The organism is Pseudoalteromonas thalassia (assembly GCF_049257215.1).
Taxonomy (GTDB): Bacteria; Pseudomonadota; Gammaproteobacteria; order Enterobacterales; family Alteromonadaceae; genus Pseudoalteromonas; species Pseudoalteromonas lipolytica_C.
This window is the reverse complement of sequence record NZ_JBMMUE010000001.1, coordinates 408,389-432,320: the sequence shown is the minus strand read 5'-3', so window position 1 is coordinate 432,320 and position 23,932 is coordinate 408,389. Positions and strand designations below refer to the sequence as shown.

Genomic DNA, 23,932 nt, shown 5'->3' with positions numbered 1-23,932 from the left:
ATTTATGCAAAGCCTTAAAAAAGCGATGTAAAAACGCTGTTTTTACGTATAATATGAACCACTATGGCTAAGAAAAAATCATCTAAATCGACAAGTAATACCATCGCGCTTAACAAAAAAGCGCGCCATGAGTATTTTTTACACGATAAGTTCGAAGCAGGGGTTGAACTACAGGGCTGGGAAGTAAAAAGTATCCGAGCTGGTAAAGTAAACATCTCTGAGACTTATATTCATATTAAAAACGGCGAAGCATTTTTACTTGGCAGTCAAATTCAGCCACTCAATAGTGCTTCTACTCACGTGATTTGCGATCCTCTTCGTTATCGTAAGTTACTTTTAAATAAGCGTGAAATCGATCGTCTTATCGGTGCCACAGAACGCGATGGGTTTTCTTTAATCGCAACTGCAATGTACTGGAAAAAATGCTGGGTGAAGTTGGAGTTCCACCTTGCTAAAGGTAAAAAGATGCACGACAAACGCGAAGACGGAAAAAACAAAGATTGGGCGCGTGAAAAAGAACGCCTAATGAAACATAAAGCATAATTCTGCTCTTTGAGCCTAACCTAAGGTTAGGCTCCTATCCCTTATAAACTCTCGCTTTTTACAAATAAATCAATACCCCTTCTAAAAACCCATACTTTTTTGCTATTTCAAACATTATCATTTACATGATATCAATCTTTACTGTGATATTTTCACAATACTTTCACAATTAAACAAGGATTGAAATTTATGAAGAACACCCACCGCTTTATACAGCGACCTCTCTATGCATTTACAATTGCAGCGTTAAGTGGCACAAGTTTTATGTCTGTTGCCGCACAATCAGATGGAGCTGAAAAGGTCGAGCGTATTGAAGTTACAGGTTCTCGCATTAAACGCTCTGATATTGAAGGCCCTTCACCGGTACAATCTATTAGTCGTGCTGATATCGACAATATGGGTTACGACAATCTACAGCAACTATTGGAGCGTATGCCAGTTGCAGGTAATGGAACTTTCTCTACGCGCGGTAATAACCAAGACTCAACAGCAAATGGTGCCGCTGCAGTGAGTCTTCGTGGCTTAGGTTCAGATGCAACACTGGTACTAATTAATGGCCGCCGTGTATCTATTAGTGCCTTTGCAGAAAGCATTACCAATTCATTTGTTGATATCAACTCAATCCCAGTCTCTGCTATTGAGCGTATCGATATTTTAAAGGATGGCGCATCAGCAATTTATGGTTCTGATGCAGTTGCAGGTGTAGTTAATATCATCTTAAAGAAAGATATTAATGGCCTGGAAGTAAACCTAGGTTACGGCGGTACTGATGGTCCTAACTACGAAGAAAAAACGGCAAGCCTAGTTTGGGGTACGAGTACTGAAAAAAGCAGTGCGTCAATCATTATTGACTACTTTAACAACACAGCGCTGTCTTCTGATGAAATGGGTCGCTTAGGTACTGCAAATCAAGAACCTTATGGCGGCATGGATTTTCGTTCATCGCGTGGCTTCCCTGGCTACTTTTACGTAGATGGCGAAAAAACAATTGACCCTGCATGCCCGGCAGAAAATGCCACAGCAAGTGGGAGCTGTTTATTTGACTACGGCCCATTTGGTTATGTAACTCCGGCATCAGAGCGTGTTGGTGCTATATCACAGTTTGAATACAACTTTGATAACGGTATTTCAGCTTTCTTAGAAGTGGCTGTACAACATAATACATCGCAAGCAGCTGGTGCCCCTACCCCTCTTGATGAAGATGCAGGCTTAACAGTGCCAGCAAGTCATCCAAATAACCCATTTGGCCAAGATATCGAGATTGGTCGCTACAGAACGGTAGATGCAGGCCCTCGTCAATGGGACATTGAGTCAGATACGTTACGTTTTGTTGCTGGTTTAAGAGGTGAGATCAGTGACTGGAGCTGGGAAGCGGCAGTTCAAAAAGGCCGTAGTAAATCAATGCAAACAGGTGATAGAAGCCAAGGTTGGGTGCGCACTGATTTCTTACAACAAGAAATTGACGCAGGTAACTATAACCCATTCGGTGGCACCTATAATGACCAAGCAGTTATTGATCGTATTACCACAAGCTTAGTTCGCCGCGGCGAATCTCACATGACATCATTTGATGCAAATATCAGTGGTGAAGCATTTAGCTTTGGCGATGATGTAGTGATGATGGCTGCAGGTATTGAATACCGTGAAGAAGATGTGAGCGATATTCCAGATGACCAATTCCAACGCGGGTTAATCTTTGGTACTGAGTCTGTATCAGCTGCAGCAGAGCGCGATCAGTATGCTGCTTATATTGAGTTTTCAATTCCGTTAGCAGAAAACTTAGAGCTGCAATTAGCAGGTCGTTACGATGATTACAGTGACTTTGGTTCAACAACAAACCCTAAAGTAGCTGTGCGCTGGGCACCAACTGATTCAATTACTGTGCGTGGCTCTTGGGCTCAAGGTTTCCGTGCTCCTTCACTGGCACAAATTGGTTTAGGTCCATCTGAAGAAAGTCAGTTCTTTGTAGATACTTACCGTTGTCAGGCAACGGGACAGGATTGTAATGCTCTAGATTACAATATCCAATTTGCGGGGAATCCGAACCTTGAAGCTGAAGAATCAGAGTCATGGAACGTGGGCTTCATTTGGGCACCAACCGCTGAGTTTGGCTTTGGAATCGATGTATGGAGCATTACACAAGATAATAAGATAGACGAACAAGAGTTCGGCCCTATCTATGATAACAACTGTAACGATCAAAACAGCACTGTGTGTGTGCGTTTAGCACCACAAAATGGTCAAAGTTTAGGTGTAATCCAAAAAGTTTACAGCACCTTTGAAAACGTTTCATCGCAAGAAGTATCGGGTGTTGATGTGTCGGCAAACTACACTCATGCTATGAACGATTACGGCTTCTTAAAATTCAATTTAGAATGGGCATACCAAAACGAATTTAAAAAAGATAGCCGCGATTACACAGGCGAGTACCGTTATCCTGAGAACCGTTGGATTTTCTCAACAAATTGGGAAATGGGTGACTTCAATACCAATGTGAACGTTAGCTACACAGGCGAGTTTGAAGATACACCAGACATCGACTTTGATGGAAACTTAGACTTTGATAGCAACACATCACGTATGGTTGATTCGCAAACACTGGTTGATTTACAAACTGCGTATAACTTCTCAGATAAAATCAAACTATCTGTGGGTGTGAATAACGTGTTTGATGAAGATCCTCCGTTCGCGATCGGCGATGGTGATGGCGACTTATATGGCTATGTATCGAGCGTACATAACCCACGTGGTCGTTATTTCTATACTAAGCTAACAATGCGCTTTAATTAATCTCGTTGAGCTTAAAAACAAAAACCCGCCAATTGGCGGGTTTTTTAATTCGCTAACAAAGGCCTAAATTATAGGTCGCCTTCGTTTTCAGAAAGGAATTTAGCAACACCTTCAGGGCTTGCATCCATACCTTTTTTACCTTCAGTCCAACCTGCTGGACATACTTCACCGTGCTCGCTGTGGAACGCTAGCGCGTCAACCATGCGGATCATTTCGTCGATGTTACGGCCTAGTGGAAGGTCGTTAACTACTTGGTGACGTACGTTACCTTCTTCGTCGATTAGGAAAGAACCACGGAAAGCAACACCAGCTTCTGGGTGCTCAACGTCGTATGCTTTACAGATTTCGTGTTTAACGTCTGCAACTAGTGCATATTTAACTTGACCAATACCACCGTCAGCAACGGCAGTGTTACGCCATGCATTGTGTGAGAATTGTGAATCGATAGAAACACCGATTACTTCAACGCCACGCTTTTGGAACTCTTCAAAACGCTTGTCGAAAGCGATTAACTCTGAAGGACAAACGAAAGTGAAGTCTAACGGGTAAAAGAAGATAACTGCTTTTTTACCTTTGATAGTTTCTTTTAGGTTGAAGTTTTCAACGATTTCACCGTTACCTAGAACAGCTGCTGCAGTAAAGTCTGGTGCCTGACGGCCAACTAATACACCCATTTTTATCTCCAAATATTTGAGTTTATTTCCAATTGCATAAGCAATACTTACCTTTATATGGTTCCAAAAAACTAAAAACCAAGAGTAAGCACTGATATTTTGTAAGATAGTTTAAAGAGGTTACAGATAAATGAACAATCGGAAATATCGATATCACCAATCGGAAAAATTGATTTAGCTAAGTTACTCATTATCCATTGAATATTAATGAATGAACAACTGACTAAAGAGTAAAGCGTGCCCTCTCAAAGATATATTCTACAGAGCACAACACGCATCTTTAATCAGTACATCGGAAGCTAACTAATCCCTAAGTACTTATGCACCTGAACTGATAAACGCCAATTTTTCTCAATACATGTTTCAATAGCAAGTTTGGTCGCTGACTGCTTTTGACTAATTGGTTGAAGGTACACTAAACGTGGATTCACACCCGTTTTTAAGAATAAGTCTTCAAGCTCTTCAACATGCTTTTGCATTGCAACAGGGTGTTTTATTTCGTCAGCACGCTGCATCGCACTGCGCAGTACTTTATAGCCACCACGCATATTAATTTTTGGTGATACGGTCACCCATGTTTGCTCAGGCGCTAAAATCTCAAATGTGCCGCTGGTTTCAATTTGCGTCGAGTAGCCATTTGCATGTAATAGTTCACACACTGGGTTTAGGTCGTACATGCATGGCTCACCCCCGGTGATAACAACATGTTTAGCGTTATAGCCACGTTCTTTAAATAATGCTAATACTTGCTCTGCTGATGCTTCTGCCCAATGATCAGAATCCGCTTTTTTCTCGACCGTGTCATCAAGAGACACTTTATATACATTATCAACATCCCATGTTTGCTTCGTATCACACCAAGCACAGCCTACAGGGCAGCCTTGTAAACGTAAAAAGATTGAAGGTGTACCCGTAAAACTTGCTTCACCTTGAATTGTTTCAAACACTTCGTTAATTTTGTACAAAAGACATCTCACTTACGACACGACGGTATAAAATACATACCATCAGATAAACCAAAAACACTGGCAAAAATTGTTATTTAGGCCCGAGCCGTGTAGTATATCGCGCCCTGAAGTAAACCTCTATCAAAAGTAAGAGCAAAACAGTTATGACGCAAAAAGTAGTTGTTATTTATTCCGGCGGTATGGACTCGTTTACCGTATTAAATAAAGCCCTGCAACAAGGCCACGAAGTGTATGCCCTGTCGTTCGACTACGGCCAGCGTCATGTTAAAGAGCTTAAAGTTGCCGCTCAAGTATGTGAAAAATTAGGTGTTCCACATAAAATTGTTGATATTTCAGCAATCAACCAATTGATTGGTGGTTCATCACTGACCGACGATATTGACGTGCCAGAAGGTCACTACGAAGAAGAAAGCATGAAGAGCACAATTGTGCCTAACCGCAACATGATCTTACTTTCACTTGCTGTGGGTTATGCGGTGTCTTTAAAAGCCAGCAAAGTTTATTACGGTGCGCATTCAGGCGATCATGCTATTTATCCTGATTGTCGCCCTGAGTTTGTGCAAAAAATGGATGATGTTTGCCGTATTGCTAATTACGACGCTGTTGAGATTTTCAGCCCGTACTTAAACAATACCAAAATCGACATTTTAACAGACGGTTTAAAAATGGGTCTTGATTACAGCCAAACATGGACCTGTTACAACGGCCGCGACAAAGCCTGTGGCAAATGTGGTGCCTGCCAAGAACGCTTAGAAGCTTTCGCATTAAATAACGTTACCGACCCTATCGAGTACGAATAACCGTAACGTTTAAGTTTAAAAGGCGAGATTAACTCGCCTTTTTTGATTGTGTTTGTTGGATAAGTTTTAGCAGCTCTGCAGTAGCAGTCGCATCGGCTAATGCTCGGTGATGATTAGTTAAATTCAATTCAAAATGTGCCGCTAAATTACCGAGTGAATAAGACTTAAGCTTTGGAAATACTTTGCGCGACTCAACCACTGTACATAGCTTTGGCATTTTAAAGCCCTGCCCGATTGCACTGTATTCTTTGCGAATAAAACCGTAATCAAAATTCACATTATGGGCAACAAAAACACTGCCTTTTAAAAGTGAACGCAGTGTATCGGCAACCTCTTCAAAGCGAGGAGCATCACGCACCATCGCAGCATTAATTCCTGTTAGCTTAGTGATAAAGGCAGGAATACTTCGCTCAGGATTGATTAAACTTGCCCACTGCTTTATCACTTCGCCCGCTTGTAACTGCACAACTGCAATTTCGGTGATTTTATTATTACCTTGTACGCCACCCGTGGTTTCTATATCAACGACACTATAAATACGGTTCGGATCATTAAACCAATTTACTGCAACGATATTTACTGCAAAGCCCTGCTGTTTTAACACCTCAATACTGACAAGTTGGTTACGTCTTAGTTTGTCGCCAGGGGCTTTTACTTCTTCAAAGGTGAGCTTATCCCCTTTTAGCACCATCAAGTCTGGGTAACCGTCTTTTAGCTGCTTAAAGGTTTTTGACATTTGTAATAAATGCGCTTTTAAATTTGCAAGCGGGCTGTGTTTTATTAATACCTCTAGCGGCTCTAAAATATCGCTATGCCACATAAAAACACCATTAGGTATTTCGTAAAACTGCCCTGCATTTTTGCAGACATGTTTATACAAGGCTTCATTGCTAGTGAAATTTGCAAGCTTTTGCTCAATTTGTGTTTGTTGCAAAGTGTAAAAGCAATCAGCCTGCAACACCTTTGGGTAAATATCAAATTCATTACACGGCGGGTGCGGAGTCTCTATAAAAAGCTCTTGCCAAAACGTTAAGGTAAAGAAGCTCAACCAAAGATTATTCTCAGTAAAAAATACCGTGTTACCAAGCTGTTGATAGTGCCCGCACACTCCTTGCTCTACATCGCCGCGGTAAATATCATCAATCTCTAATTGATGCTCTGTATCCATGAGCATTTGTGTTAAGCGTGAACGTTGTTGCTTGTTATATTTACGCTGTAAAAAATCTTCAGCGAAATACAAAATGCCATCATCAAGTGGGTCTTGAATAATACTTTCAAGCTTTTGCTCAACCCAGTCTTTATCTCCTTGCTTATAACGCTGGCGAATAGCTAGCTCTTGCGCTTCACTGCTGCCTTCACAGTGCTCAAGTAACTCAAATGCAAATGCTAAGTTATGCTCTTTGAGTTGTTTGTATAGGCGAATAAGTAACTTATTTTTAATACTCTGGGCTAGTTCATCTTCACAGCTGATAGCTAAAAGCGCATGGGCTAAGTTTTGATACTGTGTTTGTGACTCGCTTTGCTTAAACTGCATGCGTAATTGGTTTAATTGATAATGTGTTTGTGCCTCGGCTAGCGTTTGAAAACGCGATAAGCTCTCGCTGACATCGCTACGCACTTTTGCAATTCCTAAGTCACGCATCACAAATCGGTTTTGATGATTTATATCGCCGCCACTCAGTCGGCCACTGTATAAAAACTCAAAATATTCATAATATTGGTCTCGGCTATTAACTACAAACTGACTAAACAATGCCTCTAAATCAGCGTGGCTACGATCGATATGTTGTTTACACAGTTGGGTTAAGCTCTGTTTGCTGGCTGACTTTTTGTAATCAGCTTGAGTCGCCATTAACGCATCGTTTGCTAATAAGGTTAACAGGGTTGGCTTTGTTAAATGTTCAAGCAATAGATCTAATTCGTCGTTGTTAGGATGCGCTACCAGTCCTTGTTGTTTTAACTTAAAAATAGCACCGTGAAGATTAGGGATCTCTTCATAATTTAATGATGACAATGCGACAATTTTTGGCTTACGAGAATAAATACGCAGCAAAGTACACAAGCTTTGCTCATCAAGTTGAAGGAGTTTTTTAAGAAATTGCTGCTGCTCTGCTAAAAGCAGATGCCTGCACTGAGATTGAATAAACTCAGCAAGCTCAAAGAAGTGACTTAAATAATATTTTGCTGGTAATTGTGTTTTCATAGCCAAACCCGACACTGTATATAATCACAGTATCGGGTATTAGCTAAACGATTTCAATATTTGAGGCTATTTAACTTTTAAAATACCGACAACCGCGCAAATTGCGCCACCCACCATACCGAGCCAAGCTTCAATTGGTGTATCACCACTAAACGTGCGGCTAATTTGCGCACTCGCCGAGTCATACACGTTGTAACCCCAAACCGCGAGTGCTACACCAATAACAATTAAAGCAATCCCTATAATTTTTCCCATTGTGTTGTTCCTTATTGTTGTTTTTTATTACATGTTAGTACGAACAGTTTTGCACATAAAATAATTAGCTGCAAAACCTTAAGCAATAATCAAACTAAAGATTATGTTTTGCCCACTTAACGAAACATGAAGCTCTGCACCAATTGCTCGACTTAACGCCTTGGCAATGGATAAACCTAAACCGAAGTTATCATTAGACGTTCTGGCACTGTCTTTTTGCCATAGTGGATCAAATAACTGGCTAATATCTTCATCTGTTAAGGATACTTTTAATTCATTGGTAACAGAGAATTGCAACTTACCCTCGTCATTCAACTGCGTACTTACAGTCACTACGCTCTTTTCTGGGCTATATTGTTTGGCGTTATTGACAAGGTTGGTGATGATTGATTCAAGTGCAAATAGATTACTAACAATCGCCGGTATATCTTCTTGAAGTGCAAATTCAACTCGCTCTAAATCGCACTTTTCTAAGATGCGCATTATGACCTGATTTAAATCACAAGCGTCTTGTTTTGGTAGGGCTTCATTACTGTATTTATGCAGTAGCAATAAGTTCGACACAATGCTTTTTAACCGTTGGCTAATTTTTAGTACCTCGGGTTTAAAATCGGCTTCAAATTCTTTTTCATCAGGAAAACGAATTGCCACTTCGGTCATGTTGATTAGCTCAGCAATAGGGGTTTTTAGTTCATGAGCGATGTCTGAGGTTAAACGTTTTTCGCGAAAGTAAAGCTGCCTATTTTCTTGAATAAAGGCATTTAAGCTATTTACAATCGGCTGCAGCTCTTTAACTGGTTCTTTAACAACAATTATTGAGTTTTTATCAGCGATACTGAGCTTACTTATATCACGATTTAATTTATTGAGTGGTGCTAGCGAGCTGTCGACCGATTTACGCACAAATAAACGAATAAAGACAATGACTGTTACTGTGGTTACCACAAAAATAATGTCGATAAGCCATAATATAAAATCAACTTCTTCGGAAGATGCGGCATAAGCCAACGTGAGTGTTTTAAAGTTCGGCTTACTCACCCCATCATAAGAGCTGTGGTGCGAATGTGGATCAAACTGCGGTTGAAAGCGAGTATAAATGATCCGTCCATCTCGACCATCTGGTAACTGGGTGGTCATTATTTTCGCTTCACCGAGTTTTAGTTCTTGAAACTTAAGGCTCTTTACTGGAAATAAATCAAGACTTGGTGAGCGAATAAGTACGCCCTCATCAGTCCACACTTGAAAATACTCAGGTTCAACTCGGCCATCAAACTCCGGCATAAACTCACCTGGGTGGTTAAAACCTATCCCTTGGTCGTCCTCATGTACCAGTGTCATTAGCATACCAGCTTTTGAGTGTAAGCCACGGTTAAACTCATTATCTATCCAGCTGTCGACGGCAATATCTGTGGCTAATAAAATACCTAAAACAAGCCCTGTTATAGCTATGGATAGAGTAAAAACTAATTTACTGCGAATTGATTTCATCACCTTCCTTGAATTATGTAACCAAAGCCGCGCTTGGTTTGAATAGGTAACTCACCACCTGCCGCTCTAACCTTTTTACGTGCCGATGATAAATGCGCCTCAATAGAGTTTTTCGAAACCAAGTCATATTGCCCAGCAATATAAGTACTTAACTTTTCTGATGTAATTACTTTATTTTGATTGCTAAATAAGCACTCAACAATTTTGTATTCGTTGGGTGTAAGGTCGATGACAGTGTCACCGACTTGCAACAGTTTTAATTGTAAGTTCAAAGACAGGTTATCTATGCGGATCACGTCACTGATTGTTTTCAAGCCACCGCGACGCATCAAGTTTAATAACCTTGCATGAAGCTCATCAAACGAAAATGGTTTTGTTAGGTAGTCATCAGCCCCTGTCAGCAGCCCTTTCACTTTGTCTTCAGGCTCTTGCTTGGCAGATAAAATCAGCACACGCACATCGAGCTGCTTTGCTCTAATTGTTTGTAATAGGGTAATACCATCAATGCTGGGTAACATAATGTCGAGTATGATTAATTCGTAATCTCCTGTCATTGCCATACTAAGTCCTTCAGCACCATCGCCAGTTTCATCAATGGTAAAACCTAGGTTTTCAAGGCCAATTCGTAGACTACGTCTTAATGACACTGAATCTTCAATAATTAACAATTTCATATGTTACTCAAATAGGTAAAAACACTTTTACGTCATCAGGTTACGCCACCAAACTTAAGATTCACTTAAGATTTACTGAAGTTTTTCTGGTTTAGAAAATATTAAGATTACCATAAGGATTTCTTAAGTTTTGCTTCCTACTATTGCCGTAGTTTCGATTAAGTAAGTACGACTATGACAGCAAAACTCTCCGTTTTAAAACCTTTGTTTCGTTTTACCTTATTATTAATGGCAGTTTTTATGCTGTCGAGAATTGGCTTGCTGTTATGGCAACAGCAACGGCTCGTTGATGGCGACAGCTTAGCGGTGCTAATGGGTGGCCTGAGAATCGACTTGAGTAGCCTTGGTTACTTATCAGCCTTAGCTGTTTTGATGTTACTTGCTAACGTGTTTTTGCGCAGTAAGACCGCTTTATTTCAACATGCTTTTACTCTTTATAGCAGCCTAGTTGTGACTTTAATCGTGGTTGTTGAGGCTTCGACACCCGCGTTTATTAACCAATACGATGTGCGACCAAATCGCTTATTTGTCGAATACCTAGATTATCCTCAAGAAGTATTCTCTATGCTGTTAAATGGCCATCTGCTGGCTATGATAAGCAGCTTAATTATTGCAACATTAAGTTGTGTGTTTACGTATCGCTTTATAAGCGCAGCATTTAGTAAACAACAAAACTCTAAAAAAGTTAGCCAAGTTGTAATACTCGTTACCACCTTATTAGTTTGTTTAATTAGCGCAAGAGGTACTGTAAGTCATCGCCCGTTAAATCCTGCGTTAGTGTACTTTTCAAGTGACTCGCTGGTTAACTCCTTGGCCCTTAATTCAACTTACAGTGTCGCATTTGCTATTAAAAATATGGGCAATGAAAAAAATGCCAGTAGCTTGTATGGCACCATGCCACGTGATGAAATTTTACAAACAGTCAAGCAAGCCGCCTATAAACAGCAATTTATCACTGAGAGTATTCCTACTCTTGCTAACAACCTGCCTTTTAACACCGGCAAACAAAAGAATTTAGTTATCATTTTAGAAGAAAGCTTAGGCGCACGCTTTGTTGGTGAATTAGGTGGCATTGGCGTGACTCCTGAACTAGATAAGCTTTATCAACAAGGCTGGGGGTTTGATAATTTATACGCTACTGGCACACGCTCTGTTCGTGGTATCGAAGCAGTTACAACGGGGTTTACTCCTTCCCCTTCACGCTCTGTGGTAAAACTTTCTAAATCACAGCACAACTTTTTTTCTCTTGCCGATGTATTAGCCCGCACCGGTTATACCACCCAATTTATCTACGGCGGTGAAAGCCATTTTGATAACATGAAAAGCTTTTTCTTAGGGAATGGCTTTAGCGATATTGTCGATATTAATGACATACAAAGCCCAGAGTTTATCTCATCTTGGGGAGTAAGCGACGAAGACTTGTTTAATCAAGCTGATAAAGAGCTAAACGAGTTAAATAAAGCGGGCAAACCTTTTTTCAGCCTTGTGTTTACGTCAAGTAACCACGACCCATTCGATGTACCAGAAGGTAAAGTAACGCTACCTGATGGTCACGACCCAGAAAACTACAAACGCGACCTAGCAATTAAATACGCTGATTATGCATTAGGTAAATTCATCGCAAAGGCAAAAACGCAAAATTACTGGCAAGACACGGTATTTTTAGTGGTTGCTGATCATGATGTACGGGTGTTTGGCTCAGAGCCTGTACCGCTTAAATCTTTCCATATTCCTGCTGTGATCCTAAACAGTGATGTGAAAGCAAAGCGCGATACTCGCTTAGTCAGCCAAATAGACTTACCTGCTACTTTGTTGTCTTTATTAGGTGCAGGGCAAGCAACTCCCATGCTTGGCTATGACTTAACTAAACAATACCCTGTTGAGCGCGCCATGATGCAGTATTACGACAACTTTGCTTATGTAGAAAATGGTGAGGCGGTAATACTAATGCCAAACCAAAAAGTGAGTTATTGGCGTTATGACACAACCAATAAAAGCCAAGTTGCCATTGATAAACCCACCACTGACTTAAATCTTGCCAAAAAAGCGCTGGCTCATGTCTTATTTAGCAATCTTGCTTATACCGAAAAGCTGTATCGCTTACCGAATAAATCATAGCGATGAGGAATGACTATGAGTATGCAAATCAAACAACTTTTTACTAAAAAATGGCCCGTTAGCTACAGCCAATTTGTCTGGCTAGTGTCTTTATATTTAGTTATCGCTTTTAACGGCTTATTTTTATATAACGTGTTTGAGGCGGCAGCCAAGCCTGGGCATGTCGACTGGTTATTCATAATAACCGTGCCGTTTTTCTTATTGGCATTGACGGCAATGGTGCTAAGTTGGCTGTCGTTAATCACCTTTGTAAAGCCCATACTTTTGACAAGCGTGGTGCTCTCGTCACTGCTGTTTTATGCCACTTTGAACTATGGCGTGATCTTCGATAAAAGCATGTTGCAAAATGTCTTAGAAACAAATTCAGGTGAGGCATTTTCATACCTGAATGTACAAGTGATCGCTTTTATTGGTGTGCTTGGGGTGCTGCCAGCCTATTTGTTTTCTCGCTTTAAGATTGTTGGCCACTTTCGCGAACGCCTAAAAAGCTTTGCGCTATTAAACCTTGCAGCTGTTATCGTTGTAGCCATTATTGCGGTACCATTTTATAAAGATTATGCCTCTGTAGGGCGTAATAACCGCCAATTAACGAGCTACATAACTCCTTTTGCATTTTACACTGCAGGTTATAAGTACTTGCGCGATAATTATTTTTATCCACCTTTACCATTTAAAGTATTAGATAAAACACCGCATTTATTGGCTAAGCAGCAAAGCTCACTCACTATTATGGTAGTAGGCGAAACAGCACGAGCTGCCAATTTTTCACTGCAAGGTTATGAAAAACCAACCAATCAAAATACACCTAAGCTTGGGGTAAAATATTTCAGTAATGTTAGTTCATGCGGTACAGCAACCGCAATTTCTGTACCTTGCATGTTCTCTCGATTAGACCGCAACAGCTATGATTCACGTATAGCACAAAGCCAAGAGAATGCGCTTGATATCATTCAACGAAGTGGAGTTGAAGTAACATGGATTGATAATAACAGCAGCTGCAAAGGGGTTTGCGTGCGTGTTAAATCACAAACGATAGAACCGACAAAGAGCAATCCACTTTGTGATGGCCATTACTGTTTTGATGAGGTACTTGTTGATGAGTTAGCAGCAACACTTGCCAAGAGTAATGCAAAGCACCAACTAGTGGTGTTACATATGATTGGTTCACATGGGCCAACCTACTATCGCCGCTACCCAAAAAAAGACACTAAATTTTTGCCTGACTGCCCACGTAGCGATATCCAAAATTGTAGCAGCGAGCAACTCACAAACACCTATGACAATACCATTGCTTATACCGACTTAGTGCTGAGTAAACTAATCAACTTGCTTAAAGACAGTAAAGCGGATGATAAATCACTGCTATATGTCTCTGATCATGGTGAGTCGTTAGGTGAAAAAGGTTTGTATTTACACGGTTTTCCATATGCACTAGCGCCAAAAGAGCAAACTCAAGTGCCTATGCTGTTTTGGAGTAATAAGCTAGCCGATAGCCGCTTTAACCAATGTATTGAACAACAGCGTAACCATGCTTTTTCGCACGATAACATTTTTGACACCCTACTTGGCTTAACCCATGTCGGAAGTACTAAATATAATCCTGAGCAAGACATTTTTTATGCTTGCTCAAAACAAAGCTAACGAAATAGAGATTTCATACTATGCAATTTGATAGCACTAACAAACCCATAGGCATTAAACGTATTCGCCTTGCATTTAAAAATTCCCAACGTGCATTCACGTGGTTAGCAAAACATGAATCTGCTTTTAAACAAGAGCTGATACTATTGGTCCTTGCCATAGCCGTGGTTTTTGTCTGGCAAATTACCCTGTATGAGAAAATCATGCTGCTTGTATCTGTGCTATTTGTGATGTTTGCTGAAGTGGTCAATACGGCAATTGAAGCAGCAATAGACCGCATAGGCCTTGAAATTCATCCGTTATCAGGCCTAGCTAAAGACTTGGGGTCAGCAGCCGTACTTATTGCTCTTACAATTTGTGCGCTAGTATGGGGCGGTGTATTTGTTAACAACCTAGGTTAACTGGCTTTTTTATCATCCGGGGTGTCATTACAAAGTGCACAATGTCGCCCTTTTGATGAGTGATATAAACGGGTTGCGATAAAAATTGCCGTTGCAATAAATGACCAAAGTAACGCAAAACTTAATGCGCTTTGTGTGTCGTGACCTTTAAGGATTTCTACCATAAACAATAAAATAGCCACCAGCGTGAAAACTCTAGTGGCTCTTAAAATCCAAAATTTTGTACTCATAACTTACTCCTTTAAAAAAGTAAGTGTAGTTCAAAGTAAGCAAAAACGCCTAAAAACCCAAAGCAGGCTCAGACAAAATCTGTACATTATTTTTAAATACTTCTAATTGCCCTGCCGGAGATTGTTCAGTACCTAGCACGATAACATGACACACATAGCGATAGCCGTTATTCATAAATGTATAAAAATGGTTACCGCCACTACCATCAAAGCTTAACGTGCCCCCTGTTATCACCAATCTTGGATCATCCAGCATTGATTGTTCAATATCCCAAGCCGCATAGCGGTATTGATTTTCTGCCAACTCATCAATACGAATTAAATGCTTTTTTGTCTTCCAAGTTAGTATCGGCTGAGTAAATTCGCGAAGGGTTTCGTGTAAAGCTTGTTTTTGCTCTTCAATAAGCGCTTCGCGTAATGTTTTTTCTGCATCTGATTGATAGGTCACAGCCCAAATAGAGCCATCAAAGTCTAACCAAAGTTTGCCTGAATCAAACATAATACCGCGCCAACCCATCATCTCCCAATCATGACGAATATTTGAGTTAGCTATCGACTCAACAAATTGCTGATCAAATACCTGCTCAAATTTATCGATAAGCATTTGCTTATTCTCAATGTCTTTAAGAGGGGCTTTACGCTGCAATGGATAGTGGACTCGTTCTGCAATCGCCGCTTTATCCCCTGCTTTAAACGCTGCAACCACAGGTTTTACTATTTTGATATGCTTTGTTGCGGCAGTAGCCCATGATGAATAAGAGCTACCAATCAGTACGATTACACTTAACAAAACTGCTTTCACTTTAGTATCCATTTTTTAGTTTTTTAAAGCGTAACAAATTAGGGGACACGCAGTACAGCCTCAACTAAAATTCTAATTGAACTGCATCACTTTGATTACCTAATCTGTCAACGGCTATTACTTTAATTGTTGTTAATGTTTGTTGCTCTTTTTCTGTAGCAACTTTGAGCGTATGTTTATTGTTTGCATAAAGCTGATAATGCCAATCGTCACCGTATTTAAAATACACCAAGCTCTGCGTTACTTGGGGTTCATTTACATGCTGCCAAGATAGCTCAATGTGATTTGCTGAACGTTCATATGAAACTTTAAATGGCTCAACCGCTGGCATGTCTATCCAAGGGGTTTGCGGTATTAATGCTTGGTGCTGAAACACGCCTTTTGCTAATGCATCACTCATTAATCGACTACCGTCAAGCGCCGCAACATTCCAAAAAACAGTCCCTGGCGATGCTAAAAATCCTCGGTTAACCATGATCTGATTAACCACTTCATCGACACCCGCTGTATCAAACGACCGAAGTGCGTTAATACCCGGCCATAAATGACGTTGTTTGGTGTTTTGTGTTTGCCACCAATTTACCAGCAGTGGATAACTTTGCGCGTACTGGTTTATTGGCCAGTACAATTGTGGAGTTAAGTAATCAAGCCACCCCTCGTTTAGCCATAACTTAGCATCCGCATAGAGCTTCTCGTACTGATCCATGCCACGAATTGAGTCTGGATTATTGGGTCTGTAGATACCAAATGGGCTAATGCCAACTAACACATGGGGTTTAGTTTCTTTAACACGAGCATAAAGACGTTTAACAAATTGATTGACCGCTTCTCTACGCCAATCTGCAACTATTAACTTGCCGCCCGCTTTTACATAAGCCTGATATTGTAATGCGTCAGGGAAATCTTCGCCTTCATTATAAGAAGGGTAAGGATAAAAGTAGTCATCGTAGTGAATACCATCTAAATCGTAATTTTTAACAAGTTCCGTTAATGTATTTAAGGTGTGAGCAACCACATCTTGATCGGTTGGTAAAAACCAATAAGTACTATTTTTTAGTTTTACCACTTGGTCTGGCATACGTGTGACCACAGAGTGTTCAGACACAGGACCACCATCAGGATGATGGGCTCGATAAGGGTTGAACCACGCATGTATCTTTAGGCCACGCTTATGTGCTTGCTCAATCCAAAACTGTAGCGGGTCATAAAATGGTACTGGAGCTCTGCCCTGCTCGCCAGTTAAATAATAAGACCAAGGCTCACGACTACTGTGATAGAAGCTATCTGCTTGCGGGCGTACCTGAAAAATCACAGTATTAAAGTTATGCTGTTGTAATTTATCGAGAATTTGAATCGCTTGCCGTTTTTGCTCTGTAACAGCTAACCCAGGCTCAGTTGGCCAGTTAATGTTTGCTACTGTGGCAACCCAAGCAGCACGAAACTCCCTTGCGACCTGTGGTTGGTAAATCGTACCAAGCAGTTGTTTTTCAGTATACGTTGTTTCATTTTTTGACAATAAACTACACGCACTTAAAACCAAGCACATGCTCAATAGCGATAAAATTTTTAAATACATGATCAACCTCATAAAAAAGGCACAGCAATCATGTTGCTGTGCCTTCAATTTCACTAAACTCAAATGAGTATTAGAACTTCATTTGTGCGCCAATCAAGAAGCGACGACCATAATCATGAATTGCTAATGGACGATTAGCATCTGGCATACCTGTGCTATTACCTGAAGTCGCTTTTTGCTCTTCATTTGTTAAGTTAATAGCTTGGAAAATAAGATTAAAATCTTCAGAAATGTTATAGCTAACATTTAAATCATATTGACCAAAACCATCCTTATACTGGTTTAAGCCAAGGTAATTAGTATAAAAATATTCTGAACGATATGTATAAGAAACACGGGCACTGAAAGCAGTGTTTTCATAATAAACCGTCGCATTAAAAGTATCTTCTGAGTTGTTTGGCAACACAGCTTCTTCACCTGCGGCTTTTTGTTCTGGTGTTTGCTCTAGTTCAGCATCTGAATATGTATAGTTGGTTTGAATACCAAAACCGTACATAAGCTTTTGAGTGTAGTTCACTTCAAAGCCCGAATTCTCACCACCTAGGCCATTTTGAGGCTGAGTCACTAAGAAATCACGAACCTCTTCAACGCCGGTATCAGGGTCTGTCCATGTCCACTGCTTTTCAATCGTTGTATTGGTGATATACGAATCAATATCTTTGTAGAAATAAGCTAATGACAATATTGATGACTCATTAAAGTACCACTCAACTGATAAATCATATTGAGTCGAACGATAAGGTTTTAAGTCTGGATTACCTTGTGAACCTTTACAGCCTGTTGCCGCTGCACAGTAGCCACTTTTACGCGCTGATAAAAAATCGTAGTCAGGGCGAGACATTACTTTAGCCGCAGCAAAGCGAAGCACAACATCATCCGTAAAGTCATAATTAATGTTTACACTTGGTAAGAAGTCATCGTAGCTATTTGAGCTATATACATCTTGAATATTTTCAGGCGCAAAACTACGTCCAGTGTACTCAACTGAACGAGAGTCAAGCTCTGTTTTAACCGCGCGTACGCCCATATTACCGCGCCACTTATTGTGCTCGAACACGGCTTTGACGTAGCCAGCTGTAACGGTTTCTTCAAGGTCGAAGGTGTAGTCAAGGTGCTCATAAGGACCTGATGTTGGGCTAGTAGACGAGATCCAGTCTGCATACTGGTTATTATCAAACTGCCATAAAATGCCGTCGCTAGTAGAATCGCTTGCAAACATACCCAAATTAAAGCTCTCACCTGATGCTGACACTTTTGGATAGTTGGCTTTCATCAAACTGGCAGCTTTTGTATGCTCACGGTACTTTACACCCGCTTTAATTGCAGTGAAAAAACCAGTGTCTAATAAATATTCAACATCAAACTGCGCATAAAGCTCATCAGAGTCATTGAGTATGTCATTTTTATGGTTGTAATCTAAACGGTAATCTTGTGGGCTTAAATCTGCCGATAAAGTCACATCTGGCGTGCCATTTTCTAACGTAAATGACGCATTTGTATTGGCATAGTACTCTGAATAAACATCACTCACCTCACCGTCAGCTTTACTGTAACCTAGCTGACCTGTAACAGTGTAATCATCTGCTTTGTAAGTCACTTTTAAATCATGAGCTTGAGTCTTAAATTCACCACGGTAGCCCGCATTACCATAATAACCCAAGTTATTGTGTGCTGGTAAATCACCGGCGACAACCGTACCGTCAACGATAACGGGGTTCTCAATGTTAGCAATATTTTGCAGGATAAAACCGCTTGAATACGTGCCATATGATTCATGTTCTGACTTTGAATATAAGTTATTGAAAACAAAATCAAGGTTATCATTTGCAGCGTATTGGAATGTCGCTGTTGCGGTATCTAAATCGCTATCACTTGCGTAGCGGTTGTAACCCACTGCCCCAGGATAAAATTCTGCATTACCATCTTGGTTAGCATCTGTGCTGCGATATCCAAAACGTACTTCTTTACTATCACGCTGCGTTGCTGTTTCTTTGTGCACGAAGCCAACATTAAAACCAAAATCTTGGGCTTCATTTTTCCATGAATATAAACCAGACACGTATGGCTTAGTTTCATCTGCGTTTTCAAAATGGAATGCTTTTACTGAAAGCGCTGCATAGTTAGCTTCACTATCAAGCGGTTTGCGTGTTTTTACTACAACAGTGCCACCAATTGACCCCTCATCAATGTCAGCTTCAGCAGACTTATAAACCTCGAGAGTATCGACCATTTCTGCTGGTAATAATGAGTAATTAAAACCACGCGACGGGCGTGTAATTGATGCCGAAGCCGTTGCAGAAGCCACATTTTGGCCATTTAACAGCGTTATATTTAAATGAGGTGCTGTACCACGAATACTCACTCGGTCGCTTTCACCGCCTAAGTCTTTCTCTACTTGCACGCCAGGAATTCGTTGCAATGCATCTGCAACTGTTTGATCAGGAAATTTACCGATATCTTCAGCAGAAACTGCATCAACTACGCTGTTTGAAAAGCGTTTCATATTAATACTTTTCTCAACTGACGCCGCATAGCCGCGGACTTCTATCAGCTCAATATCTTCTTTTGTAACTTTCTTTTTTTCATCTTGTTGATCAGCTGCAAAGGCTGGTGCACATGTTCCAAGTAAAAGAGTTGGGAGCAATGCTTTTTTGATGCAAACAGTTAGCGTGGAGAATTTTTTATTCATGGAAATGTAACCCTATCGTTTTTTAAAAAGTGAGAGATTTTGTGACTACAAACTACATAAATGCTCTTTTGAACAACAATTGGTAACAACTTTATTGTTACATTGCGGCTACAATAGTAGTAATATTTTATAAAATCAAGATATTTTATTCTTTAAATTTTATATATTAACAATATTAAATTCCAAAAAAGAGACAAAAAACACACTGCAAGCAACCTTGAGATTAAAAAACAATTAAAATCATTAACTTATATTAATACTTTATAAAATAGGTGCTTTTTAAGAATTGAAGAATTACATTCGCGTGTTTGTTTTGGGGAATTTTTTATTCAATAACAAAACTAAGAATCAATGGGAATGGGCAATAAACGTCTATAAAACAAACGCTGCTAGTGTCTATTACAAGCACATTAAATGTTAAGCACTCTTTGGAAAAATAAAACTCAGCTAACAACAGAAAATTTAATATTGAATAGTTTCTGCCTATTTAAAAAAGAGTGATGAAAACTCACCACTCGCAAACTCATCGAAGTTAAGATAAGAGGAAATAAAACTAAATGGCTTTAACTTGCCATCGCATTGTCGACGTAATCTTCGACCATATCAGCAAAATCTTGCTCAACAATACCAAGCTCAGTAAAACACGCCTCTTTGATTTTAAACCATTCGCTTGAATACTGTTGGTGACGGGCATAATCCACAGCACTTTCTGCACATTTTAAAATGGCATAGGCCATACGTTGTTGTTCATCGTTATTTTGCGCTAAAAAGTGCGTGTTATGATGGTTTAAAATAACGTGACAAAGTGGCTTAGGTAAATGCCAAGAAACAGAGATAAAGTAACCAATCACCGCGTGGTCACACTGGTAGCGTGCTTGTTCAAGGTCTGTAATCGCATGCTCTTTAGCTAGATTTGCTTGTTTAAGTACCTCGACATAATCTGTAAATTTTAATGCCATTGCGGCAATACCCACATTATGAAAAAGCCCTAAAGAATAAAGCTCATCTACTGGCATTAATGACTTATAACTATTACCGAGCAGCACACAAGCATTGGCAACTTCAAGCGACTCATCCCAGAAGCGCTCTAGGCTTATGCAGGCATTGCCTTTAAAATTTTGCTTAAGTAAGGCCAGCGTTACCAACCGATTAAGCTGCTCTAAGCCTAAAAACATCGCGGCTTGGCGTATATCACTTATAGTGCGTTGTAAGCCAAACACCGGGCTGTTTATAGTTTTTAACAATAAGGCCGAAAGGCTAATGTCTTTTGAAATTAGTAGGGCTATTTTATCTAAACTTGCATCCGACTTTTGCATTTCATCAGCAATTTGGCTCAATAATTCAGGTTTAGGTGGAATATGAAAACCGCGTTCAAGCGAAACTAGGCGTTGTTCATCTAAGTTGATCATTTGCTCAAGAGCCTCCTTTAATAAGCAACGAGCAATTTAATGGTTTAGATGTGTAAAGTAGCCTAAGAGGTTTATCTTAGTATTGTTTGAGATCAAGTAGTTGCGCAGAAAGAGAATTCATTGCGTAAAAAACGGCATAGTAATACGTCAATTAATATGCCGCCTATTGGTTATTTGCTTAGTGAGAAAGTACGCTTAGCCACTCATCAGGGTTTGCTAAAATAAACTCAAATACATCATGGTTATTTAACGTAATACGAATTCCATCAGCTGTAATTGGTAAAATACCCGCGCCTTTACCTGAACACTTATCAACGTTATTGATTTGCGATCGTGAAAATGTGTATGGACCTAGGCCTAACTCTTTGTTAAATGGCTCAAAAACAATGTCTTGCTCTGTAACTAAAAGCTTACCATCTGCTTTTGCGACACCTGATTGAATAGTTGCCATTGATTCTTTGACTGTTTGCGCTTGCATATCCTTTACTCCACTTAACAAATGAGTGTTAGCTTACACTCAATTAAACCTTAAAATTATGTACCAACTTAAGATACAATAAGTACGAAAAAAGTACAGTGCTATTGATTTAAAATATTTTTTATGAATAGCTTATTAATCGCTTTAGGTTATTTTCATGTTATTGGTTAAGGCTTTTTATTATTCACATAAAAAGCCATTCTGACTTTAGTCCATTCTTATGTGAACATAAAAAAATGCTGCTATGCTTAAAATAATAATGGGATAGATGCATTAATCTAATGACAAAAGCGCTGCTGCAAACTAAAAAAAAGTTAAAAATGAATGCATCTATCGTGATTGCATTAGTCATATTGCTTACTTTTACTTCTTTATTCTCTTATAAAAATGTCGACTCGCAATGGCATGATTATTCTGAAACAGCAACAAATGTTTATGTCCTTCACGACAAGCTTATTCAAAAACTAGGTTATGGTGGTTTTATTCATCATTTTAAAAACTTGGTGCTAAGAAAAAACACTGAGCTTTACCTTCCCAAAATTAAAAATGAACTTGCCGCAATAAAAGACTTACTATCCAAACTCAGCGCAATAGAAGAATACGATCAAACAGCGCTTACTGACGTTACAAAAACAGTTAGTGAGTATGAAGCTAAACTCGACATTGCAATAAATATGATTGCTGAAGGCGCTACAAGTGAGCAAATCGATTTAGTGGCTAAAGTGGATGATGCTGCGGCATTAAAGGCTCTTTCAGAATTCGAAACACATATAAATACGATACTGAAGGACAAAGGCCTTGCTATCAATAACAACTTTCAACTCGCTTACATCGTACATATTTTAACCACCATCTTGCTTGCCAGCATATTGCTTGTTTACTTTAGAAAGCTTTCAAACTCTTATAAACAACAGATTGAACTCACCGAGCGTGCTTTAGAAGGCACACGAATAAAATCAGAGTTTTTAGCTAACATGAGTCATGAAATCCGCACCCCTTTAAACGGTATTATGGGGCTATTACAAATTTTACAGCCAAACATTCAAAAACCGAACAATATAGAAGTTGTTGCTAAGGCGCTGTTTTCTTGTCGATCACTACTTACCATCATCAACGATATTTTAGACTTTTCTAAAATGGAGGCGAACGAGCTATCAGTTGAACGAATAGACTTCTCTCTCTCGCGGGTCGTTGAGTCAATTAATTCTGATTTTTTGCCTGTCTGTAATGAAAAATCTATCTATTTAAAAATTGAAGTTAGTGATGATATAGAGGATTTATGGATTGGCGATCCGGTACGCATAAGACAAATACTGTTAAACCTAGTATCTAATGCAGTTAAATTCACTGAACAAGGAGGTGTAAGAGTTATTGTCAAAAAAGCTGCTCAGCGCGAGGGAATAGAATTAGATGTTATCGACACGGGTATTGGCATGAGCAAAGAAGGACTGTCTCATCTTTTCAATCGATTTCAGCAAGCCGATAACAGCATTACCAGGCGCTTTGGAGGTACAGGTCTTGGCATGTCGATTACAGTTAATTTAATAAACCGCATGGGTGGTAGTATTGATGTAAAAAGTGAACTTGGTAAGGGCAGCCGTTTTACAGTGTATTTACCACTTAAGCTATCTCAAAAAGCTCATATTGATGAAACAATTACTCACATTAAAGTACCTGACTTAACAAATCAGACGGTATTAATAGCAGAGGATAACCCTTTAAACACCATGATTATTAAATCAATGCTAGGAGAAACCAATGCTGAACTACACTTCGCACAAGATGGTAAACAAGCTATAGAGTTATTTAATAAGCTCAATCCTAGGCTAGTACTTATGGACATACAAATGCCAAATATGGGGGGCATTGAAGCGTGTGCTCATATACGAAGAGTTAACGAAGCAGTTCCTATTATCGCCCTTACTGCCAATGTAATGAAAGAAAATATTATCGAGTATATGAACTGCGGCTTTAACGGTCACGTTGGTAAGCCTATTGAAAAACACCTGCTGTTTAACACGATTAATGATGTACTCGAAATTAACCAAAATGAAGGCTTAGATTAAAGTTTTCATCAAAATTCACAGCTTATTTTGCTATTTCAATAAGCTATAGATTTTCAAAAAATGGCAAATGAACAGCCCACTCCAAAACACTTATTTAACCTTTATATAACGATTGACTTACAAAAAA

At 39.6% G+C, this 23,932-nt stretch carries 19 protein-coding genes; 7 read left to right on the top strand and 12 right to left on the bottom strand.

The features are described 5' to 3' along the window. Positions 1 to 63: 63 nt before the first annotated feature. Together smpB and AAEU31_RS02035 are read left to right on the top strand one after the other, a co-directional pair. A complete protein-coding gene (smpB, locus tag AAEU31_RS02040) occupies positions 64 to 543 on the top strand; it encodes an SsrA-binding protein SmpB (protein ID WP_063700124.1) in 480 nt (159 codons plus the stop codon). A 264-nt stretch (positions 544 to 807) separates the two neighbouring features. Beyond that, positions 808 to 3,333, top strand: a complete 2,526-nt coding sequence (locus AAEU31_RS02035; protein ID WP_421966308.1) for a TonB-dependent receptor — start codon at positions 808 to 810, stop codon at positions 3,331 to 3,333. A 68-nt stretch (positions 3,334 to 3,401) separates the two neighbouring features. Here the strand turns inward: AAEU31_RS02035 and AAEU31_RS02030 are convergent, their stop codons facing one another. Together AAEU31_RS02030 and queE are read right to left on the bottom strand one after the other, a co-directional pair. After that, positions 3,402 to 4,007: a peroxiredoxin C gene (locus AAEU31_RS02030; protein ID WP_135924050.1), complete on the bottom strand. Its 606-nt coding sequence runs from the start codon at positions 4,005 to 4,007 to the stop codon at positions 3,402 to 3,404. Positions 4,008 to 4,306: 299 nt separating this feature from the next. Then, positions 4,307 to 4,972: a 7-carboxy-7-deazaguanine synthase QueE gene (gene queE / locus AAEU31_RS02025; RefSeq protein ID WP_135924049.1), complete on the bottom strand. Its 666-nt coding sequence runs from the start codon at positions 4,970 to 4,972 to the stop codon at positions 4,307 to 4,309. A gap of 122 nt (positions 4,973 to 5,094) precedes the next feature. Here queE and queC point away from each other — a divergent pair, with 122 nt between their 5' ends. Continuing rightward, entirely contained in the window at positions 5,095 to 5,775 is a 681-nt protein-coding gene (gene queC / locus AAEU31_RS02020; RefSeq protein WP_281546462.1) for a 7-cyano-7-deazaguanine synthase QueC, read from the top strand. Between the two features lie 28 nt (positions 5,776 to 5,803). On the opposite strand, the gene AAEU31_RS02015 is transcribed toward queC, so the two are convergent. The 4 genes from AAEU31_RS02015 to AAEU31_RS02000 all read right to left on the bottom strand — a co-directional run bounded on the left by AAEU31_RS02015 (position 5,804) and on the right by AAEU31_RS02000 (position 10,395). Beyond that, positions 5,804 to 7,978, bottom strand: a complete 2,175-nt coding sequence (locus AAEU31_RS02015) for an exonuclease domain-containing protein (RefSeq protein ID WP_421966257.1) — start codon at positions 7,976 to 7,978, stop codon at positions 5,804 to 5,806. Between the two features lie 66 nt (positions 7,979 to 8,044). Next, positions 8,045 to 8,233 carry a DUF3185 family protein gene (locus AAEU31_RS02010; protein ID WP_135924046.1) on the bottom strand — a complete coding sequence of 63 codons (189 nt, stop codon included), beginning with the start codon at positions 8,231 to 8,233 and terminating at the stop codon, positions 8,045 to 8,047. A gap of 78 nt (positions 8,234 to 8,311) precedes the next feature. Further along, positions 8,312 to 9,721, bottom strand: a complete 1,410-nt coding sequence (locus tag AAEU31_RS02005) for a sensor histidine kinase (protein WP_421966256.1) — start codon at positions 9,719 to 9,721, stop codon at positions 8,312 to 8,314. Continuing rightward, positions 9,721 to 10,395, bottom strand: coding sequence for a response regulator transcription factor (locus tag AAEU31_RS02000; protein ID WP_135924044.1), 675 nt, complete (start codon positions 10,393 to 10,395; stop codon positions 9,721 to 9,723). The genes AAEU31_RS02005 and AAEU31_RS02000 overlap by 1 nt, the downstream gene beginning before the upstream one ends. A 174-nt stretch (positions 10,396 to 10,569) precedes the next feature. Between AAEU31_RS02000 and AAEU31_RS01995 the strand changes: the two genes are divergently transcribed. The 3 genes from AAEU31_RS01995 to AAEU31_RS01985 are packed head-to-tail and all read left to right on the top strand — an operon-like array spanning position 10,570 to position 14,555. Beyond that, positions 10,570 to 12,513 (top strand): LTA synthase family protein, encoded by a 1,944-nt coding sequence (locus AAEU31_RS01995; RefSeq protein ID WP_421966255.1) that lies wholly within the window; start codon positions 10,570 to 10,572, stop codon positions 12,511 to 12,513. Between the two features lie 15 nt (positions 12,514 to 12,528). Next, entirely contained in the window at positions 12,529 to 14,154 is a 1,626-nt protein-coding gene (locus tag AAEU31_RS01990; protein ID WP_421966254.1) for a phosphoethanolamine transferase, read from the top strand. Between the two features lie 20 nt (positions 14,155 to 14,174). Further along, positions 14,175 to 14,555 carry a diacylglycerol kinase gene (locus AAEU31_RS01985; RefSeq protein WP_075594281.1) on the top strand — a complete coding sequence of 127 codons (381 nt, stop codon included), beginning with the start codon at positions 14,175 to 14,177 and terminating at the stop codon, positions 14,553 to 14,555. Here the strand turns inward: AAEU31_RS01985 and AAEU31_RS01980 are convergent. From AAEU31_RS01980 to AAEU31_RS01955, 6 genes are all read right to left on the bottom strand, one after another. Next, complete coding sequence (locus AAEU31_RS01980) at positions 14,552 to 14,785, bottom strand: hypothetical protein (protein ID WP_135924040.1); 234 nt, start codon at positions 14,783 to 14,785, stop codon at positions 14,552 to 14,554. The two genes, AAEU31_RS01985 and AAEU31_RS01980, sit on opposite strands and share 4 nt — an antisense overlap. Before the next feature lie 49 nt (positions 14,786 to 14,834). Further along, the gene (locus AAEU31_RS01975; RefSeq protein ID WP_421966253.1) at positions 14,835 to 15,587 is read right to left on the bottom strand and encodes a hypothetical protein; all 753 of its coding nucleotides are present in this window, start codon (positions 15,585 to 15,587) and stop codon (positions 14,835 to 14,837) included. A gap of 64 nt (positions 15,588 to 15,651) precedes the next feature. After that, positions 15,652 to 17,163, bottom strand: a complete 1,512-nt coding sequence (locus AAEU31_RS01970; protein WP_421966252.1) for a glycoside hydrolase family 10-like protein — start codon at positions 17,161 to 17,163, stop codon at positions 15,652 to 15,654. A 70-nt stretch (positions 17,164 to 17,233) separates the two neighbouring features. Continuing rightward, positions 17,234 to 19,852 (bottom strand): TonB-dependent receptor, encoded by a 2,619-nt coding sequence (locus AAEU31_RS01965; RefSeq protein ID WP_421966251.1) that lies wholly within the window; start codon positions 19,850 to 19,852, stop codon positions 17,234 to 17,236. Between the two features lie 563 nt (positions 19,853 to 20,415). After that, the gene (locus AAEU31_RS01960) at positions 20,416 to 21,261 is read right to left on the bottom strand and encodes an HDOD domain-containing protein (protein ID WP_421966250.1); all 846 of its coding nucleotides are present in this window, start codon (positions 21,259 to 21,261) and stop codon (positions 20,416 to 20,418) included. A 178-nt stretch (positions 21,262 to 21,439) separates the two neighbouring features. Continuing rightward, positions 21,440 to 21,739, bottom strand: a complete 300-nt coding sequence (locus tag AAEU31_RS01955) for a hypothetical protein (RefSeq protein ID WP_235383478.1) — start codon at positions 21,737 to 21,739, stop codon at positions 21,440 to 21,442. A gap of 320 nt (positions 21,740 to 22,059) precedes the next feature. Here AAEU31_RS01955 and AAEU31_RS01950 point away from each other — a divergent pair, with 320 nt between their 5' ends. Further along, on the top strand, positions 22,060 to 23,805 hold the full coding sequence (locus AAEU31_RS01950) for an ATP-binding protein (RefSeq protein ID WP_421966249.1): 1,746 nt from the start codon (positions 22,060 to 22,062) through the stop codon (positions 23,803 to 23,805). The last annotated feature ends 127 nt before the right edge of the window (positions 23,806 to 23,932 follow it).

Coding starts and splice junctions, on each gene's coding strand:
- AAEU31_RS01955 (WP_235383478.1), bottom strand. CDS start 21,739: ATGCAAGCGCAAACAGTCAAAGAATCAATGGCAACTATTCAATCAGGT.
- AAEU31_RS02015 (WP_421966257.1), bottom strand. CDS start 7,978: ATGAAAACACAATTACCAGCAAAATATTATTTAAGTCACTTCTTTGAG.
- AAEU31_RS02010 (WP_135924046.1), bottom strand. CDS start 8,233: ATGGGAAAAATTATAGGGATTGCTTTAATTGTTATTGGTGTAGCACTC.
- AAEU31_RS02000 (WP_135924044.1), bottom strand. CDS start 10,395: ATGAAATTGTTAATTATTGAAGATTCAGTGTCATTAAGACGTAGTCTA.
- AAEU31_RS01960 (WP_421966250.1), bottom strand. CDS start 21,261: ATGATCAACTTAGATGAACAACGCCTAGTTTCGCTTGAACGCGGTTTT.
- AAEU31_RS02030 (WP_135924050.1), bottom strand. CDS start 4,007: ATGGGTGTATTAGTTGGCCGTCAGGCACCAGACTTTACTGCAGCAGCT.
- AAEU31_RS02035 (WP_421966308.1), top strand. CDS start 808: ATGTCTGTTGCCGCACAATCAGATGGAGCTGAAAAGGTCGAGCGTATT.
- AAEU31_RS02005 (WP_421966256.1), bottom strand. CDS start 9,721: ATGAAATCAATTCGCAGTAAATTAGTTTTTACTCTATCCATAGCTATA.
- AAEU31_RS01990 (WP_421966254.1), top strand. CDS start 12,529: ATGAGTATGCAAATCAAACAACTTTTTACTAAAAAATGGCCCGTTAGC.
- smpB (WP_063700124.1), top strand. CDS start 64: ATGGCTAAGAAAAAATCATCTAAATCGACAAGTAATACCATCGCGCTT.
- AAEU31_RS01985 (WP_075594281.1), top strand. CDS start 14,175: ATGCAATTTGATAGCACTAACAAACCCATAGGCATTAAACGTATTCGC.
- AAEU31_RS01995 (WP_421966255.1), top strand. CDS start 10,570: ATGACAGCAAAACTCTCCGTTTTAAAACCTTTGTTTCGTTTTACCTTA.
- AAEU31_RS01965 (WP_421966251.1), bottom strand. CDS start 19,852: ATGAATAAAAAATTCTCCACGCTAACTGTTTGCATCAAAAAAGCATTG.
- AAEU31_RS01950 (WP_421966249.1), top strand. CDS start 22,060: ATGAATGCATCTATCGTGATTGCATTAGTCATATTGCTTACTTTTACT.
- AAEU31_RS01970 (WP_421966252.1), bottom strand. CDS start 17,163: ATGTATTTAAAAATTTTATCGCTATTGAGCATGTGCTTGGTTTTAAGT.
- AAEU31_RS01980 (WP_135924040.1), bottom strand. CDS start 14,785: ATGAGTACAAAATTTTGGATTTTAAGAGCCACTAGAGTTTTCACGCTG.